The organism is Streptomyces sp. NPDC044002, from assembly GCF_056434525.1.
The window spans coordinates 43,924-66,111 of sequence record NZ_JBWKEZ010000048.1; the positions used below are offsets into that span (position 1 = coordinate 43,924).

The window sequence follows — 22,188 nt, forward strand, 5'->3', positions numbered from 1 at the left end:
CCTTCCGTCATGTGCAGGTCGCGTCAGCGACTAGGCCTCGAAGACCTCGTTCATCAGCAGCTGCTGCTCCGCCTGGTGACGCTTGGCGGAACCCACCGCCGGCGACGAACCGTGCGGACGCGAGACGCGCCGCAGGCGCTCGCCCGCCGGGATGTCCGCGCCGACCGCCAGGTCGAGGTGGTCGATCAGGTTCAGCGCGATGAACGGCCACGCACCCTGGTTCGCCGGCTCCTCCTGCGCCCAGATGTACTTCGCCGCGTTCGGGAACTTGGCGATCTCCGCCTGGAGCTCCGCACCCGGCAGCGGGTACAGGCGCTCGATGCGGATGATCGCGGTGTCCGTGATGCCGCGCTTCTCCCGCTCGGCCTCCAGGTCGTAGTAGACCTTGCCCGCGCAGAAGACGACCTTGCGGACCGCGTTCGGGTCCACCGTGGTGTCGCCGATGACCGGACGGAACGAACCGTTCGTGAACTCCTCCGCCTTCGACGCCGCGGCCTTCAGACGCAGCATCGACTTCGGGGTGAAGACGACCAGCGGCTTGTGGTGCGGGTTGTGGACCTGCCAGCGCAGCAGGTGGAAGTAGTTCGACGGCAGGGTCGGCATCGCGACCGTCATGTTGTTCTGCGCGCACAGCTGGAGGAAGCGCTCCGGGCGGGCGGACGAGTGGTCCGGGCCCTGGCCCTCGTAGCCGTGCGGCAGCAGCAGCGTGACGCCGGAGGTCTGGCCCCACTTCTGCTCGGCCGAGGAGATGAACTCGTCGACGACGGTCTGCGCGCCGTTGACGAAGTCACCGAACTGGGCCTCCCAGAGGACCAGCGCGTCCGGACGGGCCAGCGAGTAGCCGTACTCGAAGCCCATGGCCGCGTACTCGGAGAGCAGCGAGTCGTAGACGTTGTAGCGGGCCTGGTCGTCCGACAGGTACAGCAGCGGGGTGTAGTCCTCGCCGGTCTCCCGGTCGATGAGGACCGCGTGGCGCTGGCCGAACGTGCCGCGGCGGGAGTCCTGGCCGGACAGGCGGACCGGGGTGCCCTCCATCAGCAGCGAACCGAAGGCCAGGGTCTCGCCCATGCCCCAGTCGATGGTGCCGTCGTCGATCATCGCCGCGCGGCGCTGCAGCTGCGGCAGCAGACGCGGGTGGACGGTGACGCCCTCGGGGATGTTGACCTGGGACTCGGCGATCCGCTTGACGACGTCCTGGGAGATCGCCGTGTTCACGGCGACCGGGAACTCGGCCGCGGCCTGCGCCGGGGCCGGCACGCTGACCGGCGGCTGCGTGGCGGCCTCGCGGACCTCCGCGAAGACCTTCTCCAGCTGGCCCTGGAAGTCCTGGAGCGCCTGCTCGGCCTCTTCCAGGGTGATGTCGCCGCGACCGATGAGGGACTCGGTGTACAGCTTGCGCACCGAGCGCTTCTTGTCGATCAGGTCGTACATCAGCGGCTGCGTGAACGCCGGGTTGTCGGACTCGTTGTGGCCGCGGCGGCGGTAGCAGATGAGGTCGATGACCACGTCCTTGTTGAACGCCTGGCGGAACTCGAAGGCGAGCCGCGCGACGCGGACCACGGCCTCCGGGTCGTCACCGTTCACGTGGAAGATCGGCGCCTCGATCATGCGGGCCACGTCGGTCGCGTACATCGAGGAACGCGAGGACTCCGGGGCGGCGGTGAAGCCGACCTGGTTGTTGATCACGACGTGGACGGTGCCGCCGGTGCGGTAGCCGCGCAGCTGCGACATGTTCAGCGTCTCGGCGACCACGCCCTGGCCGGCGAACGCGGCGTCGCCGTGCAGGGCCAGCGGCAGGACGGTGAAGTCCGTGCCGCCCTTGTTGATGACGTCCTGCTTGGCGCGGGCGACACCCTCCAGGACCGGGTCCACCGCCTCCAGGTGGGAGGGGTTGGCGACGAGCGAGACCTTGATCTGCTCGCCGTCCAGGCCGGTGAAGGTGCCCTCGGCGCCCAGGTGGTACTTGACGTCACCGGAGCCGTGCATGGACTTCGGGTCGAGGTTGCCCTCGAACTCGCGGAAGATCTGCGCGTACGACTTGCCGACGATGTTCGCCAGGACGTTCAGGCGGCCGCGGTGGGCCATGCCGATGACGACCTCTTCGAGGCGGGCCTCGGCGGCCGAGTCGATGACGGCGTCGAGCAGCGGGATGACGGACTCGCCGCCCTCCAGGGAGAAGCGCTTCTGGCCGACGTACTTCGTCTGCAGGAAGGTCTCGAAGGCCTCCGCCGCGTTCAGGCGGCGCAGGATGCGCAGCTGCTCCTCGCGCTCCGGCTTGGTGTGCGGGCGCTCGATGCGGTCCTGGATCCAGCGGCGCTGCTTCGGGTCCTGGATGTGCATGAACTCGACGCCGGTGGTGCGGCAGTACGAGTCGCGCAGGACGCCGAGGATGTCGCGGAGCTTCATCATCGACTTGCCGGAGAAGCCGCCGACCGCGAACTCGCGCTCCAGGTCCCACAGGGTGAGGCCGTGCTCGGTGATGTCCAGGTCGGGGTGCTTGCGCTGCTTGTACTCCAGCGGGTCGGTGTCGGCCATGACGTGGCCGCGGACCCGGTAGGAGTGGATCAGCTCGAAGACGCGGGCGGCCTTCGTGACGTCGTCGTCGTGCGAGGCGTCGATGTCGCGGTTCCAGCGGACCGGCTCGTACGGGATCCGCAGCGACTCGAAGACCTGGTCGTAGAAGCCGTCCTCGCCGAGGAGCAGGTTCGCGACGATGCGCAGGAACTCGCCGGAGGCCGCACCCTGGATGACCCGGTGGTCGTAGGTCGAGGTCAGGGTCATGACCTTGGAGATGCCCAGCTTGTTCAGGGTGTCCTGTGAGGTGCCCTGGAACTCGGCGGGGTAGTCCATGGAGCCGACGCCCATGATGACCGACTGTCCGGGCATCAGGCGGGGCACGGAGTGGACGGTGCCCAGGCCGCCGGGGTTGGTCAGCGAGACGGTGACGCCGGTGAAGTCGTCCATCGTCAGCTTGCCGACGCGGGCGCGGCGCACGATGTCCTCGTAGGCCTGCCAGAACTCGAAGAAGTTGAGGGTCTCGGCCTTCTTGATGCCGGCGACGACGAGCTGACGGTCGCCGTTGGGCTTCACGAGGTCGATCGCGAGGCCGAAGTTCACGTGCTCCGGCTTGACCAGGGTCGGCTTGCCGTCCTTCTCCGCGAAGGAGTGGTTCATCGACGGCATGGCCTTGATGGCCTGCACCATCGCGTAGCCGATGAGGTGGGTGAAGGAGATCTTCCCACCGCGGGCGCGCTTGAGGTGGTTGTTGATGACGATGCGGTTGTCGAACAGCAGCTTCACCGGGACGGCGCGGACGGACGTGGCCGTCGGGACGTCGAGGGAGGCGTTCATGTTCTTGGCCACGGCGGCGGCGGGGCCGCGGAGCGTCACCAGCTCGGGGCCGGCGGGGGCCTCGGTGGCGGGCGCGGCCTTCTGAGCCGGGGTGGTGGCAGCGGCCGGAGCCTGGGCCTGAGGGGCGGGCGCGGCCGGTGCGGCGGCCGGGGCCTGGGAGGTGACAGTCACAGCAGGGGCACCAGAGGGGGTGGCAGGAGCAGGGGCAGGAGCTGACACAGGTGTGGGCGCGGCTGCGGGCGCGGCCGACGCCGCCCCCGTGGCGGCGTCGACGGCCTGAGGAACCCCGGCGGTGGCGGTGGCGGCCTGTGCGGAGGCGCCGTCCGTCGTCGGGGTCTTGATGGGTTCGGCCGCCTTCACCGGGGCGGCAGCGCCCCCCGGCTTGTAGTCGGCGAAGAAGTCCCACCAGGCCCGGTCGACCGAACTCGGGTCCTGGAGGTACTGCTGATAGATCTCGTCGACGAGCCACTCATTCGCGCCGAAGCCTGAGGCGGGGTTCTTCCCGCCCTCTGCTGCGTCGGTCGTGGTGCTCGGGTTACTGGGGGACTGTGGCGACACGGCGGCAACCGCCCTCTTCCGCTTCACAAGGTATGGACAGCGGGGATAAAGGCTACGCCTCCCAGGGCGTGTGATGCAGGCCGGGCGGGACTTCCGTCGTGCAGGTCACACCGAACGGCGGGTTTCACCCATCGGAATGGCGGGAAACAAGCGTGGTTCGGGTAGGGGGCATCCAGGTTGCGACCCCCTAGGCCTCGCACCCCTGACGACCCCGGGCACGTGTGGCCGAGATCATGTCCTTCCCACTCGAACCCTACGTCAAGAAGGGACCTGTGAGCTGCCCGGAAGGGTGACAAGGATTCGGCAACCCCGTGACGATTCGGCCACGCCGATGTGGCCCCCGTGCAGCCCGACCGCCCAGCGGGCGATCGCCAGCCCCAGACCGGTGCCCCCGTCGCCGCCGGCGTCCCCGCCACCGCCGGAACCCCGGTTGAACCGCTCGAAGACCCGGTGCCGCTCCGCCTCCGGAATCCCCGGCCCCTCGTCCACGACCTCCAGCGCCAGGCTCCCCGGCGCCGCCCCGGCCCGCGCCCGCACCGTGACCCGGCCGTGCGCCGGACTGTGCTTCACCGCGTTGTCGATCAGGTTCGCCACCACCTGGTGCAGCCGCTCGGCGTCCGCGTACGCGGTCAGTTCCGGAGGGTGCACATCCAAGTGAAGATGCACGTCATTGCGGGTATGGCCACCCGAACCGGAAGACAGCCCCGGCCGCCCGGCGGCCGCCAGCCCCGACTCCTTCAGCACCCCCGACAGATACGGCCACACCTCGAACCGGCGCGCCTTCAGCGGCACCACACCGTTGTCCACCCGCGACAGGTCCAGCAGCGTGTCCACCAGCCGGCCCAGCCGCTCCGCCTGCTTCAGCATCGTCCGCATGGTCTCCGGATCGGCCTCCGAGACCCCGTCCACCACGTTCTCCAGCACCGCCCGCAACGCCGCGATCGGAGTCCGCAGCTCGTGCGAGACGTTCGCGACCAGCTCTCGACGGTGCCTGTCCTCGGCCTCCAGATCATCGGCCATCAGGTTGATCGTCGAGGCCAGATCACCCAGCTCGTCACGGCGCCCGGCACCGCGCACCCGGCGCGTGTAGTCCCCGTGCGAGATCGCCCGGGCCACCGTCGTCATCTCGTCCAGCGGCGCCGTCAGACCGTGCGCCACGAACTGGGTGATCAACATCGACGCGATCACCGAGAAGACCGTGATGAACCGCAGCTCCGTGGCCGTCCGCAGGGCCACCATCAGCAGCCCCGTCGTGATGAACACCGACACCACGACGAGCACGCCCAGCTTCGTCTTGATCGAGAACGGAGAATAGGGCCGCAGACCCGGCCCGCGCGGCGGGCCGCTCACGACTGCGCCGGGGTCTCCAGGGCGTACCCGACGCCATGGACCGTACGGATCCGGTCCGCCCCGATCTTCCGCCGCAGCGCTTTGATGTGGCTGTCGACCGTACGGGTCCCCGACGCGTCCGCCCAGTCCCACACCTCCGCCAGCAGCTGCTCCCGCGAGAGCACCGCACGAGGCGTCCCCGCCAGGCACACCAGCAGGTCGAACTCCGTCGGCGTCAGGTGCACGTCCTCCGCCTGCACCCGCACCCTGCGCTGCGCGTGGTCGATCTCCAGATCGCCCAGCCGCAGCGTCGCCCCGCGCGGAGCCGTCGCGGCCTGCGTCGCCCGCTCCACCCGGCGCAGCAGCACGTGGACCCGGGCCGCCAGCTCGCGCATCGAGAACGGCTTCGTCATGTAGTCGTCCGCCCCGACCCCGAGACCGACCAGCATGTCGGTCTCGTCGTCCCGGGCCGTGAGCATCAGCACCGGGACCGGCCGCTGCGCCTGGACCCGGCGGCAGACCTCCAGCCCGTCGAAGCCGGGCAGCATGACGTCCAGCACCAGCAGCTCGGGCTGCCAGCTCTCCGCGGCCGCGACCGCGGCCGGCCCGTCGTAGGCCGTCTGCACCTGGAAGCCCTCGGCCCGCAGCCGGGCCGCGATGGCGTCGGCGATGGTGCGGTCGTCCTCGACCACGAGCACGCGCCGCTGCGCACCTGGGGTGGCCGCGGCGACGCTGTGGGTGGTGTGTGTCTGTTCCATGTCCCGCCCCTGAAGATCCCGCGTGATGGGGTGCAGCGTAGAGGAGGCACCGGCCTGCGGCTATGCGGGGTTCGGACAGGAGCCGGGGTCATCCGGAATCAGAGATTCATCCCGTCGTGTCGAATCCGGGCAGCGCGTCCAGCACCTTCCGGAGCCCCGGAGCCAGCTCGGTCTGGTCCGCGGCGACCTCGAAACCGCCGTGCACGAAGGCGTACGTGAACCCGTCGTAGACCGGCGGATCGGCCGTCGCCACCCGGGGCAGGTGCGCGAAGTCGGCCTCCCGCAGCGCCGTGCGCAGGACCTCCAGCCGGGGCGGCTCCAGCTTCCCGGAGCGCATGTCGCGGGCCTTGCCGTCGAGGAGGCTCCAGGAGCCGTCGCCCTTGACGATCACCGTCCGCGTCTGGCCCGCGAAACCGCCGCTGCGGCTCACGCGGACGAGCGTCTCGCCGGCGGCCTGGGTTGCCGCGGGGGGTGCGGGGGATGCCGGGGGCGAGGGGGGTGCGGGGGTGGGCGTGGTGGGCGTGGGTGGGGGAGCGGGTGGGGGCGTGGGCGTGGGCGTCGCCGCCGTCGTCGGGGCAGCCGTCGCGTCCGGAGGGCCCCCGGACCCGCCGCCGCAGCCGGCCAGGACCAGCACCGCGCCCAGCAGCACCACCGTCGCGGCCCCAGCCGCCCGGATCGTTCGCACACCCACCTCCGCAGGTACTCCGACCGAACACCGAGTATGGAGTCACCGCCCCCCGACCGAAAGAACCCGGAGGCCGCCATCCGCCGCATCACCCCCTGGCGCGCCCTGCCCCCGCTGACCGCCGTGCTCCTCGGACTGTGGGGCCTGCCGCGCGGCGCGGGCGGCGGGAGCATGTGGCGCGACGAGTCCACCACCTGGCAGGTCGCGCACCGCCCCCTCGGCGGGCTGTGGGAACTGCTCGGGCAGGTCGACGCGGTGCACGGCCTCTACTACCTGCTGATGCACGGCGTCTTCGCCCTCTGGGACGGCGGCCCGTGGGCCCTGCGGCTGCCGTCCGTGGCCGGCACGGCCCTCGCCGCCGCCGGAGTGGCCGCCGTGACGCACCGGCTGGCGGGCGAACGGGCCGCGCTGATCGCCGGCACCGCGTACGCCGCATTGCCGCCGGTACAGGCGTACGCGCAGGAGGGGCGCTCGTACGCCCTGGTCGCGGCGGCCGTGGCCTGGGCGACGTACCTGATGCTGCGCGAGCGGTGGGCGGCCTACGCGGTGGTGCTCCTGCTGGGCTGCTGGCTGCACGAGTTCGCCGTACTGGCCCTGCCGGCGCACGCGTTCGCCGCCTGGCAGGCGCCGGGCTGGCGCCGGGCGGCGGGCGCCGTCCTCGCCGGGCTGCTCCCGCTGGCCCTGGTGAGCGCGCGGCAGGCGTCGGCGCAGCTGGGCTGGCTGGGACGGCCGTCGTGGCAGGACTGGGCGGCGTACGCGGTGCTGCTGGCCGCGGTGGCCCTGCTGGCGCGGGGGGCCGGGGACCGGGACCTCGTACGGGTGGCCGCGCCCCTGGCGCTGCTCCCGCCCGGGCTGCTGCTGACGGTCTCGCTCGCGCACCCCTGGTACGTCGACCGGTACGTCCTCTACGCGCTGGCCGGCCTCGCCGTGCTGGCCGGTGCGCGGGCGGGCGGCACGCGGGCGCGGTGGCTGCCGTGGCTGCTGGCCGGGGCGCTGCTGGTGCCCTTCGCGGGGTGGTCGGTGTGGCTGCGCACCCCGGAGGCGCGCAAGGACGACGCCCTCGCCGTCGCGGCGGCGGTGCGGGAGCGGGCCCGGCCGGGGGACGCGGTGCTGTTCATGCCGTCCCGGCGGCGGGAGTGGCTGCTGTCGTCACCCGGGACGTACGACCCCCTCCGGGACGTCGCCCTGTCCCGCACCCCGGCGCAGTCCCGCACCCTCCACGGCACCGAGCTGCCGCCGGACGCCGTCCGGGCGGCGGTCCTGGCCTCCCCGAGGGTGATAGCCCTGCTGGACCCGCCGGACCAGCCGCTGGACGCGTACCCGGCGGAGGCGGCGAAGCGCGAGGCCCTGGCGCAGGCGTTCGACCGCTGCTCGGTGACCCCGGTCCGCGGGGCCCGGGTGGCGGTGTACGCGTGGCGGGGGCGGTGCGGGTGAGGGGGTGGGGGCTGGTGCGGGGGCTCGTGGTGCGGGCCCGCTATCTCCCCCTCGACCCCGTGGGGTGGGGCGGTGGTTGCCCACCCGCCTCCCTGGGTGCGGGTGGGTGGGTGACTGGGTACGTGGCACCGTGCTGCGGGGTCGGGTGACCTCCGCGGGGTGTGCCCGGGGCGGTATCCGGCCCCCGCCCCCCCAACCCGGCCCGTTCCGGGGGTGGATGGGTCAGGATGGGGCGTGATCGTGTTCGATGCCGCGCCCGGAGGTGCCCGTATGCCCGTATCCGAGATACCCGGTCCGCTGGTCGGCAGTGACTGGCTCGCGGAACGCCTCGGCGGGGTCGTGGTGTTCGACGCCTCCGTCGGGGCGCACCGGGGGGCTCCCGTGCGGATTCCCGGGGCGCGGCCCTTCGACCTCGACGGCGCCCTCTCCGACCACGCGGCTGCGGTCCCGCACACCATGCCCTCCCCGGAGGACTTCGCCGAGGCCGTGCGCGGGCTCGGGGTGCACGACGCCGACACGGTGGTCGTGTACGACGGTGCCGGGATCTACTCCAGCGCCCGCGCCTGGTGGATGCTGCGCGCCATGGGCTTCGACCGGGTGGCCGTGCTGGACGGGGGCCTGCCCGCGTGGGTCGCCGCCGGGCTGGACGTCGAGGGTGAGGCGGCGGCGTACGAGGGGCCGCGCGGCTCCTTCACCGCACGGCCCAGGCCCGGGCTGCTGGTGGACGCCGGGGTCGTCGCCGAGGCGCTCGCCGACCCGGCCGCCGCGGTGTTCGACGCCCGGACCCGGGAGCGGTTCGCCGGGACCGCCCCCGAGCCCCGGCCGGGGTTGCGGGGCGGGCACATGCCGGGCGCGCTGAACCTGCCGTTCGGCGAGCTCCAGGGGCCGGACGGGCTGATGCGGCCGGCCCGGGAACTGCGCGAGGCGTTCGGGGCGTTGGCCGGGGAGCGGGAGCGGCTCTACTTCAGCTGCGGTTCGGGCGTCACGGCCTGCGTGCTCGCGCTGGGGGCGACCCTGGCGGGGTACGGGCGGACCGCGGTGTACGACGGGTCGTGGAGCGAGTGGGGCCTGCCCTCGGAGCTGCGGCCGGTGGTGACCGGGCCCTGAGGACGGGGGGTGGGGCCAGCACCACCCCGTTTTGGGATGCCCGCACCAGGGCGGTTCCGCGTGCCGTTGGACAGACTCGTCCCATGGCACCTCACACCACGTCAATCCGCCTTGCCGCCACCGCCGCCGGGGCCGCCCTCCTCCTCTGCGGCTGTGCGCTGACGGGCGCAGGCCCGGTGAAGACCCTCGACGCCGACGCCGCCGTCCCCGAGGCGGTCACGGCGGTGGAGCTGACCGGGACCCGCAGCGGCGACGTGGAGGTGGTCCCCGGCTCCGGCCCCGGGGTCACCGTGCGCCGGGTGGTCCACTACCGGGGGAGTGCGGAGCCCCGGCCCGGGCAGCGGGTGTCGGGCGGGGTGCTGACCTTCAGCGACGGCTGCGGGGACGGGGACTGCTGGATCGACTACCGCCTGGAGGTCCCGGCCGCGGTCCGGGTGAAGGTCGGGAGCAGCAGCGGGGACATCGAGGTGCGGGGCGTCGCCCGGGCCGAGCTGACCTCGGCGTCCGGGGACGTCCGGGCCGAGGGGATCTCGGGCGCGCTGAAGGTCCGTACCGCCTCGGGGCGGATCACCGCCACCGGTCTGGAGGGGGCCGAGGCCGAGTTCCGGGCGGCGTCCGGGGACGTCGACGCCGGCTTCGCGAAGGCCCCGGCCTCGGTGTCCGTCACCAGCAGCTCGGGCGACGTGACCCTGCGGGCGCCGCAGGCCCCGTACCGGGTGTCCGCCGACACCGACTCGGGCGACCGGGAGAACGCCCTGGGCGACGCCCCGGGGTCCCCGTCCCGGATCGCGGTGCGCACCACCTCGGGCGACATCCGCCTCCGTGCCCTCTAGGGGACCTGCGGGACCACCGCGTCGACCTCCACCTCCACCAGCCAGGCCGGGTCGATGAAGCGGGACACCTCGACGAAGGTCGTCACCGGGCGGACCGCGGCGAAGCGCTCGCCGTGGGCCCGCGCGGCCTCCTCCCAGGCGGTGATGTCGGTGAGCATGATCCGGGTCCGCACGACGTCGGAGAGCGAGGCGCCGGCCTCCTCCAGGGCGCGCTGCGCGATGTCCAGGCAGCGCACCGTCTGGGCGTGGACGTCGCCCGGGCCGACCGTGGAGCCGTCGTCCCCGATCGGGGCCGTGCCGGCGACGGCTACGTAGGGCCCCGTGCGCACCGCGCGGGAGAAGCCGATCCGGGGTTCCAGCGGGGAGCCCGAGCTGACGGTCCGTCGTGTGTCTGTCATGCCGTCATGGTGCTACGGGGGACCCGTCGGACGTGTTCGCCCCCGGCGAACGGGCGTTGGGGAACATTGCCGGACGCAGAAGCATTGAGTCGGCATAGCTCAACTTCACTGCCGGAGGGAAGATCATGGCTTCGACGTCCGTAACGCTCACCCTGCCTGTACTGCCGCTCGACGACGAGGTCGTGCTGCCCGGGATGGTCGTTCCCCTGGACCTGTCCGACGCCGAGGTGCGCGGAGCCGTCGAGGCCGCGCAGGCGGCGGCGGGCAGCGGGAAGCCCCGGGTGCTGCTCGTGCCCCGGGTCGACGGGAAATACGCCGGGATCGGTGTGCTGGGGACCGTCGAGCAGGTCGGGCGGCTCTCCGACGGGGATCCCGGGGCGCTGATCCGCGGGCGCGGCCGCGTCCGGATCGGCGCCGGGACCACCGGGCCCGGGGCGGCGCTCTGGGTCGAGGGGGAGACCGTCGACGAGAAGGTGCCCGACCCGCTGCCCGGGGCGGTCGCCGAGCTCGTCAAGGAGTACAAGGCCCTCGCCACGAGCTGGCTGAAGAAGCGCGGCGCCTGGCAGGTCGTGGACCGGGTGCAGCAGATCGAGGGGGTGTCGGCGCTGGCCGACAACTCCGGGTACTCGCCCTTCCTGAGCGTGGCCCAGAAGGTCGAACTGCTGGAGACGACCGACCCGGTCGCCCGCCTCCGCCTCGCCGTCAAGGCGCTCTCCGACCACCTCGCCGAACAGGACGTCGCCGAGTCCATCGCCAAGGACGTCCAGGACGGCGTGGAGAAGCAGCAGCGCGAGTTCCTGCTCCGCCGCCAGCTGGAGGCCGTCCGCAAGGAGCTGCGCGAGCTGGGCGGGGAGAAGGAGGGTGAGGAGTCCGACGACTACCGCGCCCGCGTCGAGGCCGCCGACCTGCCCGAGAAGGTCCGGGAGGCCGCGCTCAAGGAGGTCGACAAGCTGGAGCGGGCCAGCGACCAGAGCCCCGAGGGCTCCTGGATCCGCACCTGGCTGGACACCGTCCTGGAACTGCCCTGGACCGAGCGCACCGAGGACGCGTACGACATTCGCGGCGCCCGCGCCGTCCTCGATGCCGAGCACGCCGGGCTGAACGACGTGAAGGACCGCATCACCGAATACCTCGCCGTGCGCAAGCGGCGCGGCGAGCGCGGCATGGGCGTCGTCGGCGGACGGCGCGGAGGTGCCGTCCTCGCGCTGGTCGGGCCGCCCGGCGTCGGCAAGACCTCGCTCGGGGAGAGCGTCGCCCACGCCATGGGCCGGAAGTTCGTCCGGGTCGCCCTCGGCGGCGTGCGGGATGAGGCCGAGATCCGCGGGCACCGGCGGACGTACGTCGGCGCCCTGCCCGGCCGCATCGTCCGGGCGATCAAGGAGGCCGGGTCGATGAACCCGGTCGTGCTCCTCGACGAGATCGACAAGGTCGGCTCCGACTTCCGGGGCGACCCGGCGGCCGCCCTCCTGGAGGTCCTGGACCCCGCGCAGAACCACACCTTCCGGGACCACTACCTGGAGGTGGAGCTGGACCTCAGCGACGTCGTCTTCCTCGCGACGGCCAACGTCCTGGAGGCCATCCCCGAAGCCCTCGCCGACCGCATGGAGCTGGTGCGCCTCGACGGCTACACCGAGGACGAGAAGGTCGTCATCGCCCGCGACCACCTGCTGCCCCGCCAGCTGGAGCGCGCCGGGCTGACCGACGGGGAGGTGGTCCTGGAGGAGGACGCGCTGCGCAAGCTCGCCGGCGAGTACACCCGCGAGGCCGGCGTGCGCACCCTGGAGCGGTCCATCGCCCGGCTCCTGCGCAAGGTGGCCTCCCAGCACGAACTGGGCGAGCGGGAGTTCCCCTTCGCCATCGGCGCGGGCGAGCTGCGCGGCCTGATCGGCCGCCCGCACCACGTGCCCGAGTCCGCCCAGGACCCGGAGGAGCGGCGGACGGCCGTCCCGGGCGTGGCCACCGGCCTCGCCGTCACCGGCGCCGGCGGCGACGTCCTGTTCGTCGAGGCCTCCCTCGCCGACCCGGAGACCGGCGCCTCCGGGCTCACCCTCACGGGCCAGCTGGGCGACGTCATGAAGGAGTCGGCGCAGATCGCCCTCAGCTTCCTGCGCTCGCACGGCGCGGAGCTGGAGCTGCCGGTCGCCGACCTGAAGGACCGGGGCGTGCACATCCACTTCCCGGCGGGCGCCGTCCCCAAGGACGGCCCGAGCGCGGGCATCACCATGACCACCGCGCTGGCGTCCCTGCTCTCCGGCCGCCAGGTCCGCACGGACGTGGCCATGACCGGCGAGGTCTCGCTGACCGGGCGGGTGCTCCCGATCGGCGGGGTCAAGCAGAAGCTGCTGGCCGCGCACCGGGCCGGACTGACCACCGTGATCATCCCGAAGCGGAACGAGGCCGACCTGGACGACGTCCCGGGCGAGGTGCTGGAGGGACTGGAGGTGCACCCGGTGACCGACGTGCGCCAGGTGCTGGAGCTGGCCCTCGCCCCGGCGGTGGTCTCCTTCACCAAGGCCGCCTGATCCGGAAGGCGCACACCGGGCACACCGAGCGCCGAGGCCCGGGGACCCCCTTCGGCGGGGCCCCGGGCCCTCGGCGCACCCGCTGCGAAATACTGGTCCCGAACAGGGGTGCCACGGTGCGCCCCGCCACCGATGGGAGCGGCACGTGCACGGCAGCGAAGACCAGGAGTTCCTCGCCCTGGAGCGGGAGCTGTCCGTCTTCCTGCGGCGCGCCCGGGCCTCCTCCGGCGAGATGGCCCGCGCCCTGCACCCCGAGCTGGAGCCGGCCGCGTACGGGCTGCTGGTCCGCCTGGAGGCCGCCGGCCGCCAGCGGGCCACCGAGCTGGCCGCCTACTTCGGCGTCGGCAAGGCCACCATGAGCCGCCAGCTGCGCGCCCTGGAGGTGCTCGGCCTGGTGGCCCGCGAGCCGGACCCCGCCGACGGCCGCGCCTTCCTCGTCGGCCTCACCGAAGAGGGCCGGGAACGGTTCCTGCGCGTACGGGGGGCCCGGCGCGAGCAGTACATGCGCAAGCTGGCCGACTGGGACCGCGGCGAGGTCGCGGAGCTGGCCCGGCTGCTGAACCAGCTGAACTCCGGCGAGGAGTAGGAGCCGAGCCGCGGTCGCGGGCGCGGCCCAGAGCTCCGCGCGGCTCAGAGCTCCGCGCGGCTCAGAGTTCCGCGTAGACCGCCGAGGCGTCGTCGTGCCGCTTGTGCCGGGCCGGCGGGCGCAGCGGGTCCGACTCCACGGCCCGGACCCGCCCGATCAGCCCCCGCGCCCCCTCCTTGCGCAGCACGTCCAGGCAGGCCGCCCAGTCGCCCTCCCCGAACGTGTCCGTCCAGCGGCTCGCCCCGTCCGTGAGCGCCGCCACCGCCAGCACCTCCGCGCGCGGGGTGCGCCCGGTGACGGCCCGGGCCGCCACCGCCGGGTCCGCGGCCGCCGTGAAGAAGCCCCCCTCGGCATTGCGCAGCGCGTCGGTCGCCGCCACCGAGCCGCGCACCCCGTCCGGCACCCGGTCCAGCCGGTCGTCCAGCACCGGCGTGACCGCACCGCCGGGTCCGCGGAGCAGGAGCACGGAATCCGAGAGCACGAGGTGCTCCACGTACGCCTCGTCCCAGCGGACCACGACCACCGTCGCCTGCGGGGTCCGGACGTGAGAAAGGTCACACGTGTCCCGGTGTGCGTCGGCGGTGTCGGCGATCGCCCGGGCCAGGACTCCCTCCAGGGGCATGTCCCGCCGCGATCCGGACAGTTCGGTCAATCGGCCGCCGAGCCGGGTGGAGAACCAGGGCACTCCGTGCACGCATCCGTCGTCCCCGCGCGGCGGGGTGACCCCGTCCAGGACGACCACGACGCCGCCTCCCGACGCAGGTGCCGACGCCGACACCCAGTCTTGGTTGGGGTGTTCCGGGTTGCCGGCTTCGGAGGCCAGGTCGATGCGCATGCGGACATTCTGCCCGCCGGGACCCCCAGGAGGCCGGAAGGTCCATACCAATGCGGGAAACGGCGGGCCCGGCCGCCCGGAAGCCCCGCCCGCCCGCCCACCGCGAAATGTGGGCGGGCATACTGCCAAAGCCCGCCGCGTTCTTTCAACCGCCCGTCCATGCCGGGCCACTGACACGCGGTGCCCGAGTTGGTCGGCCACTCCTCCGTGATGTTCACTCCTTCGAGTGGCCGGGTGGGCGATGTGCGGCTCTCCTCCCAACACACTGCGAAGGTCTGAGGCGGTACGAGGGGGCAGGGGGCGTTTACTTGTTGACCGGCCGTTACCTCGGCCACACGAGTAGACGAGCACGAGCACACGTACAGGATTGCGAGCACCGGTGTCTAAGAAGCGGTCTCGGAAGAACGGCACCGCCAGCGCCGACGGACCCGCCAACGCAGGACGGCGCGTACGCGTCCGCAGCAGGCTGGTCGTCGGAGTAGCAGTCGCCGGACTCACCGTCCTCGCGGCAGGCACCCCCGCCGTCGTTTCCGCCACGAGAGAACTGAACGACTCCCAGCGCCTGGTCACCCTGGCGGAACAGACGCAGCACGCCCTCACCCTCGCCCACCTCCTCGGCGACGAGCGCGACGCCGTCGTCGAGTACGCGGCCAAGGGCCGGCCCGGCAACGCCAAGGCACCCGTCGACGAGCGCACCGCGCGCACCGACCGGCAGATCACCGAACTCCGCCCCGAGGCCGACGCGGAACTCGCCCGCGCCCTCGGCAAGGTCAAGGCCGTCCGCGCCGAAGCCGTCGACGGCAAGGGCACCGCCCTCGCCGCCCACCAGGCCTACGCGGGACTCCTCACCGAACTCCTCGCACCCGGCGACCGCCTCGCCGAGCTCACCCCGCCGCGCGCCGAGGCCGCCCTCGCCGTCACCCGGCCCATGGCCCCCCTGGGACAGGCCGTGGACCAGGCGTCCGCCACCCGCGGCCTGCTGCTCGCCGCCCTGGCCGTCCCGCGCGCCGACCAGACCCCGAACTCCGCCGTCGCCGACGAGCTCACCGGCGCCGCCCAGCGCTCCCGCGTACGCGAACAGGCCGCCCTCGACGACTTCGCGCGCGCCGCCCGGCCCGCCGTACGCCAGACCCTCGCCGCCACCGTCACCGGCCCCGAGGTCAAGGCCGCCGACGACCAGCTCAAGCGCCTCACCGAGCGGTCCACCCTGACCCCGGCCGAGCGCAAGGCCACCGACGCCGCAGCCCTCGCCACCACCCTCACCGCCCGCATCGACCGGATGCGCTCGGTGGAGTCCACCCTGGCCGCAGACCGCGCCACCGCCTTCACCAAGCTGCGCGACGACGACGTCACCCGGCTGGAACTGATGGCCGCCGGACTCGGCGTCCTCTTCCTCTTCGTCATCGGCTTCTCCACAGCCGTCGCCCGCTCCCTCACCAGACCCCTGTCGGTGCTGCGGCGCGGCGCGGAACGGCTCGCGACCCCCGAGGGCTCGCAGGAGCCCGTCCGCTTCACCGGCCGCAACGACGAGTTCGCCGAGGTCGTACGCCACCTCAACGCGGTCCGCGACCAGACCGTCGCCCTGCACACCAAGGTCGCCGGGCTCGACGCCGACCGCCGCCGCCTCATCGGCCGCAACGAAGCCCTCACCGGCGGCCGCGAGGTCCTGGAGGAAGAGCTCGCCAAGCTGCGCGCGGGACTCGAAGAGCACCGCCGCATCATGTCGACGACCTCCGTCTCGCTCTCCCTGCGCACCCTCGGCCTCGTCGAGCGCCAGCTCGCGGTCATCGAGGAGCTGGAGTCCAAGGAAGGCGACCCGGACCGGCTCGCCACCCTCTTCAAGCTGGACCACCTGGCGACCGTCATGCGCCGCCACAACGAGAACCTGCTGGTCCTCGCCGGACAGGAGCACGGCCACGGCCAGAGCCTGCCCGTGCCCCTGGTCGACGTCATGCGGGCCGCCGTCAGCGAGATCGAGCGCTACGAGCGCGTCGAACTCGCCGCCATGCCCTCCTACACCCAGGTCGCCGGGCACGCCGCCGACGACATCTCCCACGTCCTCGCGGAACTGCTGGAGAACGCCACCACCTTCTCCCCGCCCGACGCCAAGGTGAAGGTGTCCGGCTGGCTCAACGACGCCGGCGACGTGGTCCTGTCCGTCGTGGACGAGGGCATCGGCGTCACCGAGGACCGCCTGGCCTCCCTCAACACCCGCCTGGCCACCCCCGACGCCTACGACGAGGAACCCGAGGCCGAACACGGCCTGGGCCTCGGCCTGTACGTCGCCGGCCGCCTCTCGGCACGCCACGGCGTCACCGCCGAGCTCCGCGCCGGCCGGCACGGCGGCCTGGAGGCCCTGGTCGTCGTCCCCGAGGCGCTCCTGCCGGACGCCCCGCCGAGCTCCCCGGTGCACACCCTGGCCACGCCGGGCGCCCCCGCGTTCCAGCTGCCCGGCGTGATCGCCGAGGCCAACGAGAACACCCTGCCGCCACGGCTGCGCCCGCCCACGGCGGAGCCGGCCGCGCCTGCCGCGCCGGTCGAGCCGGCCGAGCAGCCGTCGGAGCCGGTGGCCGCCGACGCGGAGCCCGCCAAGGTGGTCACGCTCGCCGAGGCCTTCGACGCGGACCCGGTTGAGGCGGACGCCGCCGGTGCGGACGCCGCCCACGCGGACGCGGACGCGGAGGCCGGCGAGCAGGACGCCGAGGCCGAGGTGTACGAGTCCGACACCTTCGACGCCGGGTCCCTCGTCGCCGAGGCCTTCGGGGCCGGGGCCTTCGCCCGCGCCGACGAGACCGCCGCCGACGAGACCGCCGCCGACGAGACCGCCGCCGCCCCCGGGGCCGCGCAGGACGACGCCCGGCCGGTGACCCCCGACGCGGAGCCCGCCAAGGTCGTCACCCTCGCCGAGGCCTTCGAGGACGCGCCGCCGCCCCCCGCCGACCAGGTCTTCACCGCCGCCCCCGAGACGGCCGCCACGGCCGGAGCGCCGGGTGGGGCCGCCCCCGAGCAGGAGCTCCTCGCGAGGGTCGTGGCCGAAGCGGACGCGGACGCCTTCACGGCGGCCGACCCCGCCCCGGCGGACGCCGCCGCGGGACCGGAGACCGCGCCGGGTGCACCCGTACACGACGAAGGACACCCCGGACCGGCGCACGACGCCGAACAGTCCAGCCACCGGCGGGCCGCCGACGCGGAGGACGGCTTCGTCCCCCGCCAGGGCAGCCACCCCGAGCCCATGGCCGAGCCCGCCACCCAGACCGTCACCGCCAAGGGACTGCCCAAGCGGACCCCGCGCTCCGTGGCGGCCCCCGGCATCGGAAACCCCGCAGCGGCCCGCCCCGAGCCGCGCCGGGTCGACGCCGAGGAACTGCGCCGCCGGCTCGGCGGGTTCTACCAGGGCGCCCAGGACGGGCGCCGGGTCGCAGCGGAGGAACTCGCGCAGGACCGGGGGCAGGGGCACACCGACCAGGGGGACACCGCACAGGAGGCACGCACATGACCGCGCCCAGTACGTACGGACTGAGCACCCAGGCCCGCAACCTGCAGTGGCTGCTGACCGACCTGGTCGAGGAGGTGCCCGGGGTCAACTCCGTGGCCGTCGTGTCCTCGGACGGGCTGCTGCTGCTCTCCTCCGAGCCGGCGGCGGAAGCCGCCCAGGGTGACCGTCCCAAGGGCCCCCGCGGCGCCTCGGCCGACCTCGCCACCATCGTGTCCGGACTCGGCAGCCTCACCACCGGTGCGGCCGCCCTCATGGAGTTCGGCACGGTCAAGCAGACGATGGTCGCCATGGAGAACGGCTCCGTCTTCGTCATGTCCATCAGCGACGGCTCCCTGCTCGGCGTGCACGCCACGCCCGACTGCGACATGAGCGTCGTCGCCTACCACATGGCCCTCTTCGTCGGCCGCGCCGGCCACGTCCTGACCCCCGAAGTCCGCAGCGAGCTGCGCCAGTCGATGGAGAAAAACCCGTGAGGAGTACGGCCTCCGACCGGCTGCCGATACGCGGCGCCGACCGCCGCCCCGCCCGCGTCCGCCCGTACTCCCTCACGGGCGGCCGCACCCGCTTCCCGCAGGTGCTGCTGGTGGAGACCTTCGTCGCCACGCTCGACAGCAGCCCGGCCAAGACGCCCGACCGCATGCCCGAGATGCGCGCCATCGTCGAGGTGTGCCGCCGGATGCGCACCATCGCCGAGATATCCGCACTGCTGAAGCTGCCGCTCGGCGTGGTCCGGGTCCTCGTCAGCGACCTCGCCGACCAGGGACGGATACGCGTCTACGGCACGGGCCACGGCACCGGCCGCCCCGACCGCGCGCTGCTGGAAAGGGTGCTCAGTGGCCTCCGCCGTCTCTGAATTCGCCGCCGGCACCACCGCCGGCACCACCGCCGGTGTGACCGGCCTCGTCGACGACGAGCCCGTCCAGCCCTGGCAGTACGACCGCTCGCGCGCCCCCGTCGCCGTCAAGGTGCTCGTCGCCGGCGGCTTCGGCGTCGGCAAGACCACCTTCGTGTCCTCCGTCTCCGAGATCACCCCGCTGCGCACCGAAGCGGTGATGACCCAGGCCAGCGTCCCCACCGACGACCTGAGCGGGACCCCGGACAAGAGCACGACCACCGTCGCCATGGACTTCGGGCGCATCACCCTCGACGACGAACTCGTGCTCTACGTGTACGGAACCCCCGGCCAGGAGCGGTTCTGGTTCATGTGGGACGACCTCGTGCGCGGGGCCATCGGCGGCCTGGTGCTCGCCGACACGCGCCGGCTGCGCGACTGCTTCCCCGCGCTCGACTACTTCGAGACCTGCGGGCTGCCGTACGCGGTCGCCGTGAACCACTTCGAGGGCTCGCGCTCCTACGACGTGGAGGACGTGCGGGAGGCACTCACCATCCCGCCGAGCGTCCCCGTCGTGATCATGGACGCGCGGCGCCGGGCCACGGTCGTGGAGTCCCTGCTCACCCTGGTGGGCCACGCACTGGACGCCACTCCCGAGTAGGTCCGTTCCCCCTCCCCCCGAATCGAGAACGTGATGCGCAAGATACTCGTCGTCGGGGCCGGCCAGTCCGGTCTCCAGCTCGCCCTCGGCCTCCAGGCGAAGGGCTACGAGATCACCCTCATGTCCAACCGGACCGCGGACGAGATCCGCACCGGACGGGTCATGTCCACCCAGTGCATGTTCGACACGGCGCTCCAGCACGAGCGGGACCTCCAGCTGAACTTCTGGGAGAAGCAGGCCCCGAAGATCGAGGGCCTCGGCGTCTCCGTCGCCGCCCCCGACGGCTCCCGCGCCATCGACTGGCTCGGCCGCCTCAAGGGCTACGCGCAGTCCGTGGACCAGCGCGTGAAGATGGCCGGCTGGCTCGACACCTTCACCCAGCGCGGCGGACAGCTCGTCGTGCACGGCGCGTCCGTCGCCGACCTGGACTTCTTCTCCCGGACGTACGACCTCGTGCTCGTCGCCGCCGGCAAGGGCGAGCTGGTGTCGATGTTCGGACGGGACGCGGCACGCTCCCCGTACGACACCCCCCAGCGCGCGCTGGCCGTCTCCTACGTCCACGGCCTCGGGCCGCGCCGCGAGCACCCGGACACCGAGGCCGTGCGCTGCAACCTGGTCCCGGGCGTCGGCGAGCTGTTCGTCATGCCGACCCTGACCACCTCGGGGCGCGCCGACATCCTGTTCTGGGAGGGCCTGCCGGGCGGGCCGCTGGACGTCTTCACGGGCGTCAACGACCCCTCCGAGCACCTGGCGCTGACGCTGCAGCTCATGGAGAAGTACACCCCGTGGGAGTACGCGCGGGCGACGAAGGCCGAACTCACGGACGCGGGCGGCACGCTCTCCGGCCGCTACGCGCCGGTCGTCCGCAACCCCATCGGGCGCCTGCCCGGCGGCGGCCTCGTCCTGGGCGTCGCGGACGTGGTCGTGGCCAACGACCCCATCACGGGGCAGGGCTCGAACTCGGCGGCCAAGTGCGCGGCCTCGTACCTCTCCTCGATCCTCATGCACGGCGACAAGCCGTTCGACGAGGCGTGGATGAAGGCCACCTTCGACAAGTACTGGTTCACCACCGGCAAGCCGGTGACCCAGTGGACCAACGCCATGCTGGGCGTCCCGCCGGAGCACGTGCTGAACCTGATCGGCGCGGCCGGGCAGCTCCAGCCGGTGGCGAATCGATTCGCCAACGGCTTCGACAACCCGGCCGACTTCGACGCGTACTTCTACGACCCCGAGGACACGGCCGACTGGCTGGCGGAGGCCGCCGCGTCGGTGGGTTCGTCGTCGGCGGGCTCGTCGGCTTCCCCGTCCGGCTCCTCCTCCGACGAGTAGCCCGCGTCGCCCCCCGCCGCCGCGGCCTCGGGCAGCGGCGGCGGGGTGAACTCCGCCAGCGGCATCCCCTCCGGATCCGGCCGGACCGCCCCGAGCAGCGGGTTCGCCGCGATCGGGGACACCTTCACCGTCGCCCCCGGGCGGGGCGCCTGGATCACCTTGCCGTCCCCGATGTACAGGGCCACGTGCGTCGCCTTCGGGAAGTAGACCACCAGGTCCCCCGGGCGCAGCCGGTCCAGCGGCACCCGCGTCAGCCGCGCCCACTGCTCCTGGCTGGTGCGGGGGATGGACCGCCCGGCGTGCTCCCAGGCCTGCGAGGTCAGCCCCGAGCAGTCGAACGAACCCGGCCCCTCGGCCCCCCACACGTACGGCTTGCCGATCTGCGCCGCCGCGTAGCGGAGGGCGGCCCCGCCCGCCGCCGTCGGCGTGGTCGTACGGGCGGGCAGCCGGCCCGAGTCCACCAGGGTCCGCTGCGCCCCGGCGGTCACGGCCGCCTCGTGCGCCCCGAGCCCGGCGAGCTCCTCGGGGGTGAGCGCCGCCAGCAGCCGCTCGACCTCCTTGAGCCGGCCCGTCACCTCCGCCTGGGCCTGCTTCTGCCGCGCGGCGAGCGCCTCCTGCTCGTCCAGCGCCTTGCGGGCCGCCCCCGCGAGCGCCCCCGCCTGCTTCCGGTCCCGCTCCAGCCGCGCCACGACCCCGGCCCGCCGGGCACCCTCACGGGCGGCGAGCCGCCGCTGGTCGACGGCCTGCTGCGGATCGCCGGAGAGCAGCAACCGCAGGTACGGGGAGAGGCTGCCGCCGCGGACCCCCTGGTACTGCTCCCGGGCGAGCCGCCCGGCGGTGGCCCGCTCGGAGTCGAGTGCGGAACGGGCGCGCCCGAGCTCGGTGGTGAGCCGCTCTTCGTCGGCTCGGCGGGCGCTGAGGGCCGCGTCGGCGGCGTTGTAGGCCTCACTGGCCTCCTCGGCCTGCTGGTAGAGGCCTTGGAGGCGGGTGAGCAGCTCGCCGACGGTGCGGGCGGGGGCGGCGGGGGCGGCGGGGGCTTCGGGGAGGGGCCCTTCGGCGACGGCGGGCCCGCGGCGCGGAGCCGGCTCGGCGTGGACACCGGCCGGCGGGCCGGCGGCGACGAAGACGGCGGCGAGGCAGACGATCCGCAGCAGTCGTTTTGTCATGTAATCACCTCCGCCGCCCGATGCTGCCACGGGGAGGGGGAGGCGGCGGCGAGGGCGGGTGGCGGGTCGGGGGGCGTCACCCGGTTGGGGGGTGGCTTCGGGTTGCCTCGCCTCGGGCCCGCTATCTCCCCCTCGACCCCGTGGGGTGGGGCGGTGGTTGCCCACCCGCCCCCGACTGCGGGCCGGTGGGGCGGGGAGCGGTGTCCCCCCGGACCGGATCAGAGAAGTCTGGGGGCTTCCCGTCAGTCCCATCGTCCTTCCGTGTCGTGCCGGCCTGTCAAGGGCGCTCCCTTCGGTCGCGTCGCTAC

The 22,188-nt window shown here is 73.5% G+C and carries 17 protein-coding genes; 10 read left to right on the forward strand and 7 right to left on the reverse strand.

Annotated features, from left to right (window positions below; genetic code table 11):
• Positions 1-30 precede the first annotated feature (30 nt).
• The 4 genes from AC07A6_RS29395 to AC07A6_RS29410 all read right to left on the reverse strand — a co-directional run bounded on the left by AC07A6_RS29395 (position 31) and on the right by AC07A6_RS29410 (position 6,426).
• Complete coding sequence (locus AC07A6_RS29395; protein ID WP_478779152.1) at positions 31-3,909, reverse strand: multifunctional oxoglutarate decarboxylase/oxoglutarate dehydrogenase thiamine pyrophosphate-binding subunit/dihydrolipoyllysine-residue succinyltransferase subunit; 3,879 nt, start codon at positions 3,907-3,909, stop codon at positions 31-33.
• A 258-nt stretch (positions 3,910-4,167) separates the two neighbouring features.
• Positions 4,168-5,259: a HAMP domain-containing sensor histidine kinase gene (locus AC07A6_RS29400; protein WP_362471624.1), complete on the reverse strand. Its 1,092-nt coding sequence runs from the start codon at positions 5,257-5,259 to the stop codon at positions 4,168-4,170.
• The gene (locus AC07A6_RS29405) at positions 5,256-5,996 is read right to left on the reverse strand and encodes a response regulator transcription factor (RefSeq protein WP_125816401.1); all 741 of its coding nucleotides are present in this window, start codon (positions 5,994-5,996) and stop codon (positions 5,256-5,258) included. Before AC07A6_RS29405 ends, AC07A6_RS29400 begins: the two co-directional genes overlap by 4 nt.
• 106 nt (positions 5,997-6,102) lie before the next feature.
• On the reverse strand, positions 6,103-6,426 hold the full coding sequence (locus AC07A6_RS29410) for a hypothetical protein (RefSeq protein ID WP_478779153.1): 324 nt from the start codon (positions 6,424-6,426) through the stop codon (positions 6,103-6,105).
• 291 nt (positions 6,427-6,717) lie between these two features.
• Here AC07A6_RS29410 and AC07A6_RS29415 point away from each other — a divergent pair, with 291 nt between their 5' ends.
• From AC07A6_RS29415 to AC07A6_RS29425, 3 genes are all read left to right on the forward strand, one after another.
• Positions 6,718-8,115 carry a glycosyltransferase family 39 protein gene (locus tag AC07A6_RS29415; protein WP_478779154.1) on the forward strand — a complete coding sequence of 466 codons (1,398 nt, stop codon included), beginning with the start codon at positions 6,718-6,720 and terminating at the stop codon, positions 8,113-8,115.
• 270 nt (positions 8,116-8,385) lie between these two features.
• Complete coding sequence (locus AC07A6_RS29420; protein ID WP_478779155.1) at positions 8,386-9,222, forward strand: sulfurtransferase; 837 nt, start codon at positions 8,386-8,388, stop codon at positions 9,220-9,222.
• 83 nt (positions 9,223-9,305) lie between these two features.
• On the forward strand, positions 9,306-10,055 hold the full coding sequence (locus AC07A6_RS29425) for a DUF4097 family beta strand repeat-containing protein (protein ID WP_478779156.1): 750 nt from the start codon (positions 9,306-9,308) through the stop codon (positions 10,053-10,055).
• Here the strand turns inward: AC07A6_RS29425 and AC07A6_RS29430 are convergent.
• Positions 10,052-10,453 (reverse strand): RidA family protein, encoded by a 402-nt coding sequence (locus AC07A6_RS29430; protein ID WP_362471608.1) that lies wholly within the window; start codon positions 10,451-10,453, stop codon positions 10,052-10,054. The genes AC07A6_RS29425 and AC07A6_RS29430 overlap by 4 nt on opposite strands.
• A gap of 125 nt (positions 10,454-10,578) precedes the next feature.
• Here AC07A6_RS29430 and lon point away from each other — a divergent pair, with 125 nt between their 5' ends.
• Both lon and AC07A6_RS29440 read left to right on the forward strand, forming a co-directional pair.
• The gene (gene lon / locus AC07A6_RS29435; protein ID WP_478779157.1) at positions 10,579-12,975 is read left to right on the forward strand and encodes an endopeptidase La; all 2,397 of its coding nucleotides are present in this window, start codon (positions 10,579-10,581) and stop codon (positions 12,973-12,975) included.
• Between the two features lie 145 nt (positions 12,976-13,120).
• Positions 13,121-13,561: a MarR family winged helix-turn-helix transcriptional regulator gene (locus AC07A6_RS29440; RefSeq protein ID WP_050779716.1), complete on the forward strand. Its 441-nt coding sequence runs from the start codon at positions 13,121-13,123 to the stop codon at positions 13,559-13,561.
• A gap of 61 nt (positions 13,562-13,622) precedes the next feature.
• On the opposite strand, the gene AC07A6_RS29445 is transcribed toward AC07A6_RS29440, so the two are convergent.
• A complete protein-coding gene (locus tag AC07A6_RS29445) occupies positions 13,623-14,396 on the reverse strand; it encodes a protein phosphatase 2C domain-containing protein (RefSeq protein ID WP_362471600.1) in 774 nt (257 codons plus the stop codon).
• A 379-nt stretch (positions 14,397-14,775) separates the two neighbouring features.
• Here AC07A6_RS29445 and AC07A6_RS29450 point away from each other — a divergent pair, with 379 nt between their 5' ends.
• The 5 genes from AC07A6_RS29450 to AC07A6_RS29470 are packed head-to-tail and all read left to right on the forward strand — an operon-like array spanning position 14,776 to position 20,714.
• On the forward strand, positions 14,776-17,892 hold the full coding sequence (locus AC07A6_RS29450; protein ID WP_478779158.1) for a sensor histidine kinase: 3,117 nt from the start codon (positions 14,776-14,778) through the stop codon (positions 17,890-17,892).
• Positions 17,889-18,365, forward strand: coding sequence for a roadblock/LC7 domain-containing protein (locus tag AC07A6_RS29455; protein WP_362471593.1), 477 nt, complete (start codon positions 17,889-17,891; stop codon positions 18,363-18,365). Before AC07A6_RS29450 ends, AC07A6_RS29455 begins: the two co-directional genes overlap by 4 nt.
• Positions 18,362-18,745: a DUF742 domain-containing protein gene (locus AC07A6_RS29460; protein WP_125816391.1), complete on the forward strand. Its 384-nt coding sequence runs from the start codon at positions 18,362-18,364 to the stop codon at positions 18,743-18,745. Before AC07A6_RS29455 ends, AC07A6_RS29460 begins: the two co-directional genes overlap by 4 nt.
• Positions 18,726-19,385: a GTP-binding protein gene (locus AC07A6_RS29465; RefSeq protein WP_478779159.1), complete on the forward strand. Its 660-nt coding sequence runs from the start codon at positions 18,726-18,728 to the stop codon at positions 19,383-19,385. The genes AC07A6_RS29460 and AC07A6_RS29465 overlap by 20 nt, the downstream gene beginning before the upstream one ends.
• Positions 19,386-19,418: 33 nt before the next feature.
• A complete protein-coding gene (locus AC07A6_RS29470) occupies positions 19,419-20,714 on the forward strand; it encodes a styrene monooxygenase/indole monooxygenase family protein (RefSeq protein WP_478779160.1) in 1,296 nt (431 codons plus the stop codon).
• Here AC07A6_RS29470 and AC07A6_RS29475 read toward each other — a convergent pair.
• Positions 20,606-21,880 carry a C40 family peptidase gene (locus tag AC07A6_RS29475; protein WP_478779161.1) on the reverse strand — a complete coding sequence of 425 codons (1,275 nt, stop codon included), beginning with the start codon at positions 21,878-21,880 and terminating at the stop codon, positions 20,606-20,608. The two genes, AC07A6_RS29470 and AC07A6_RS29475, sit on opposite strands and share 109 nt — an antisense overlap.
• Positions 21,881-22,188: the final 308 nt, after the last annotated feature.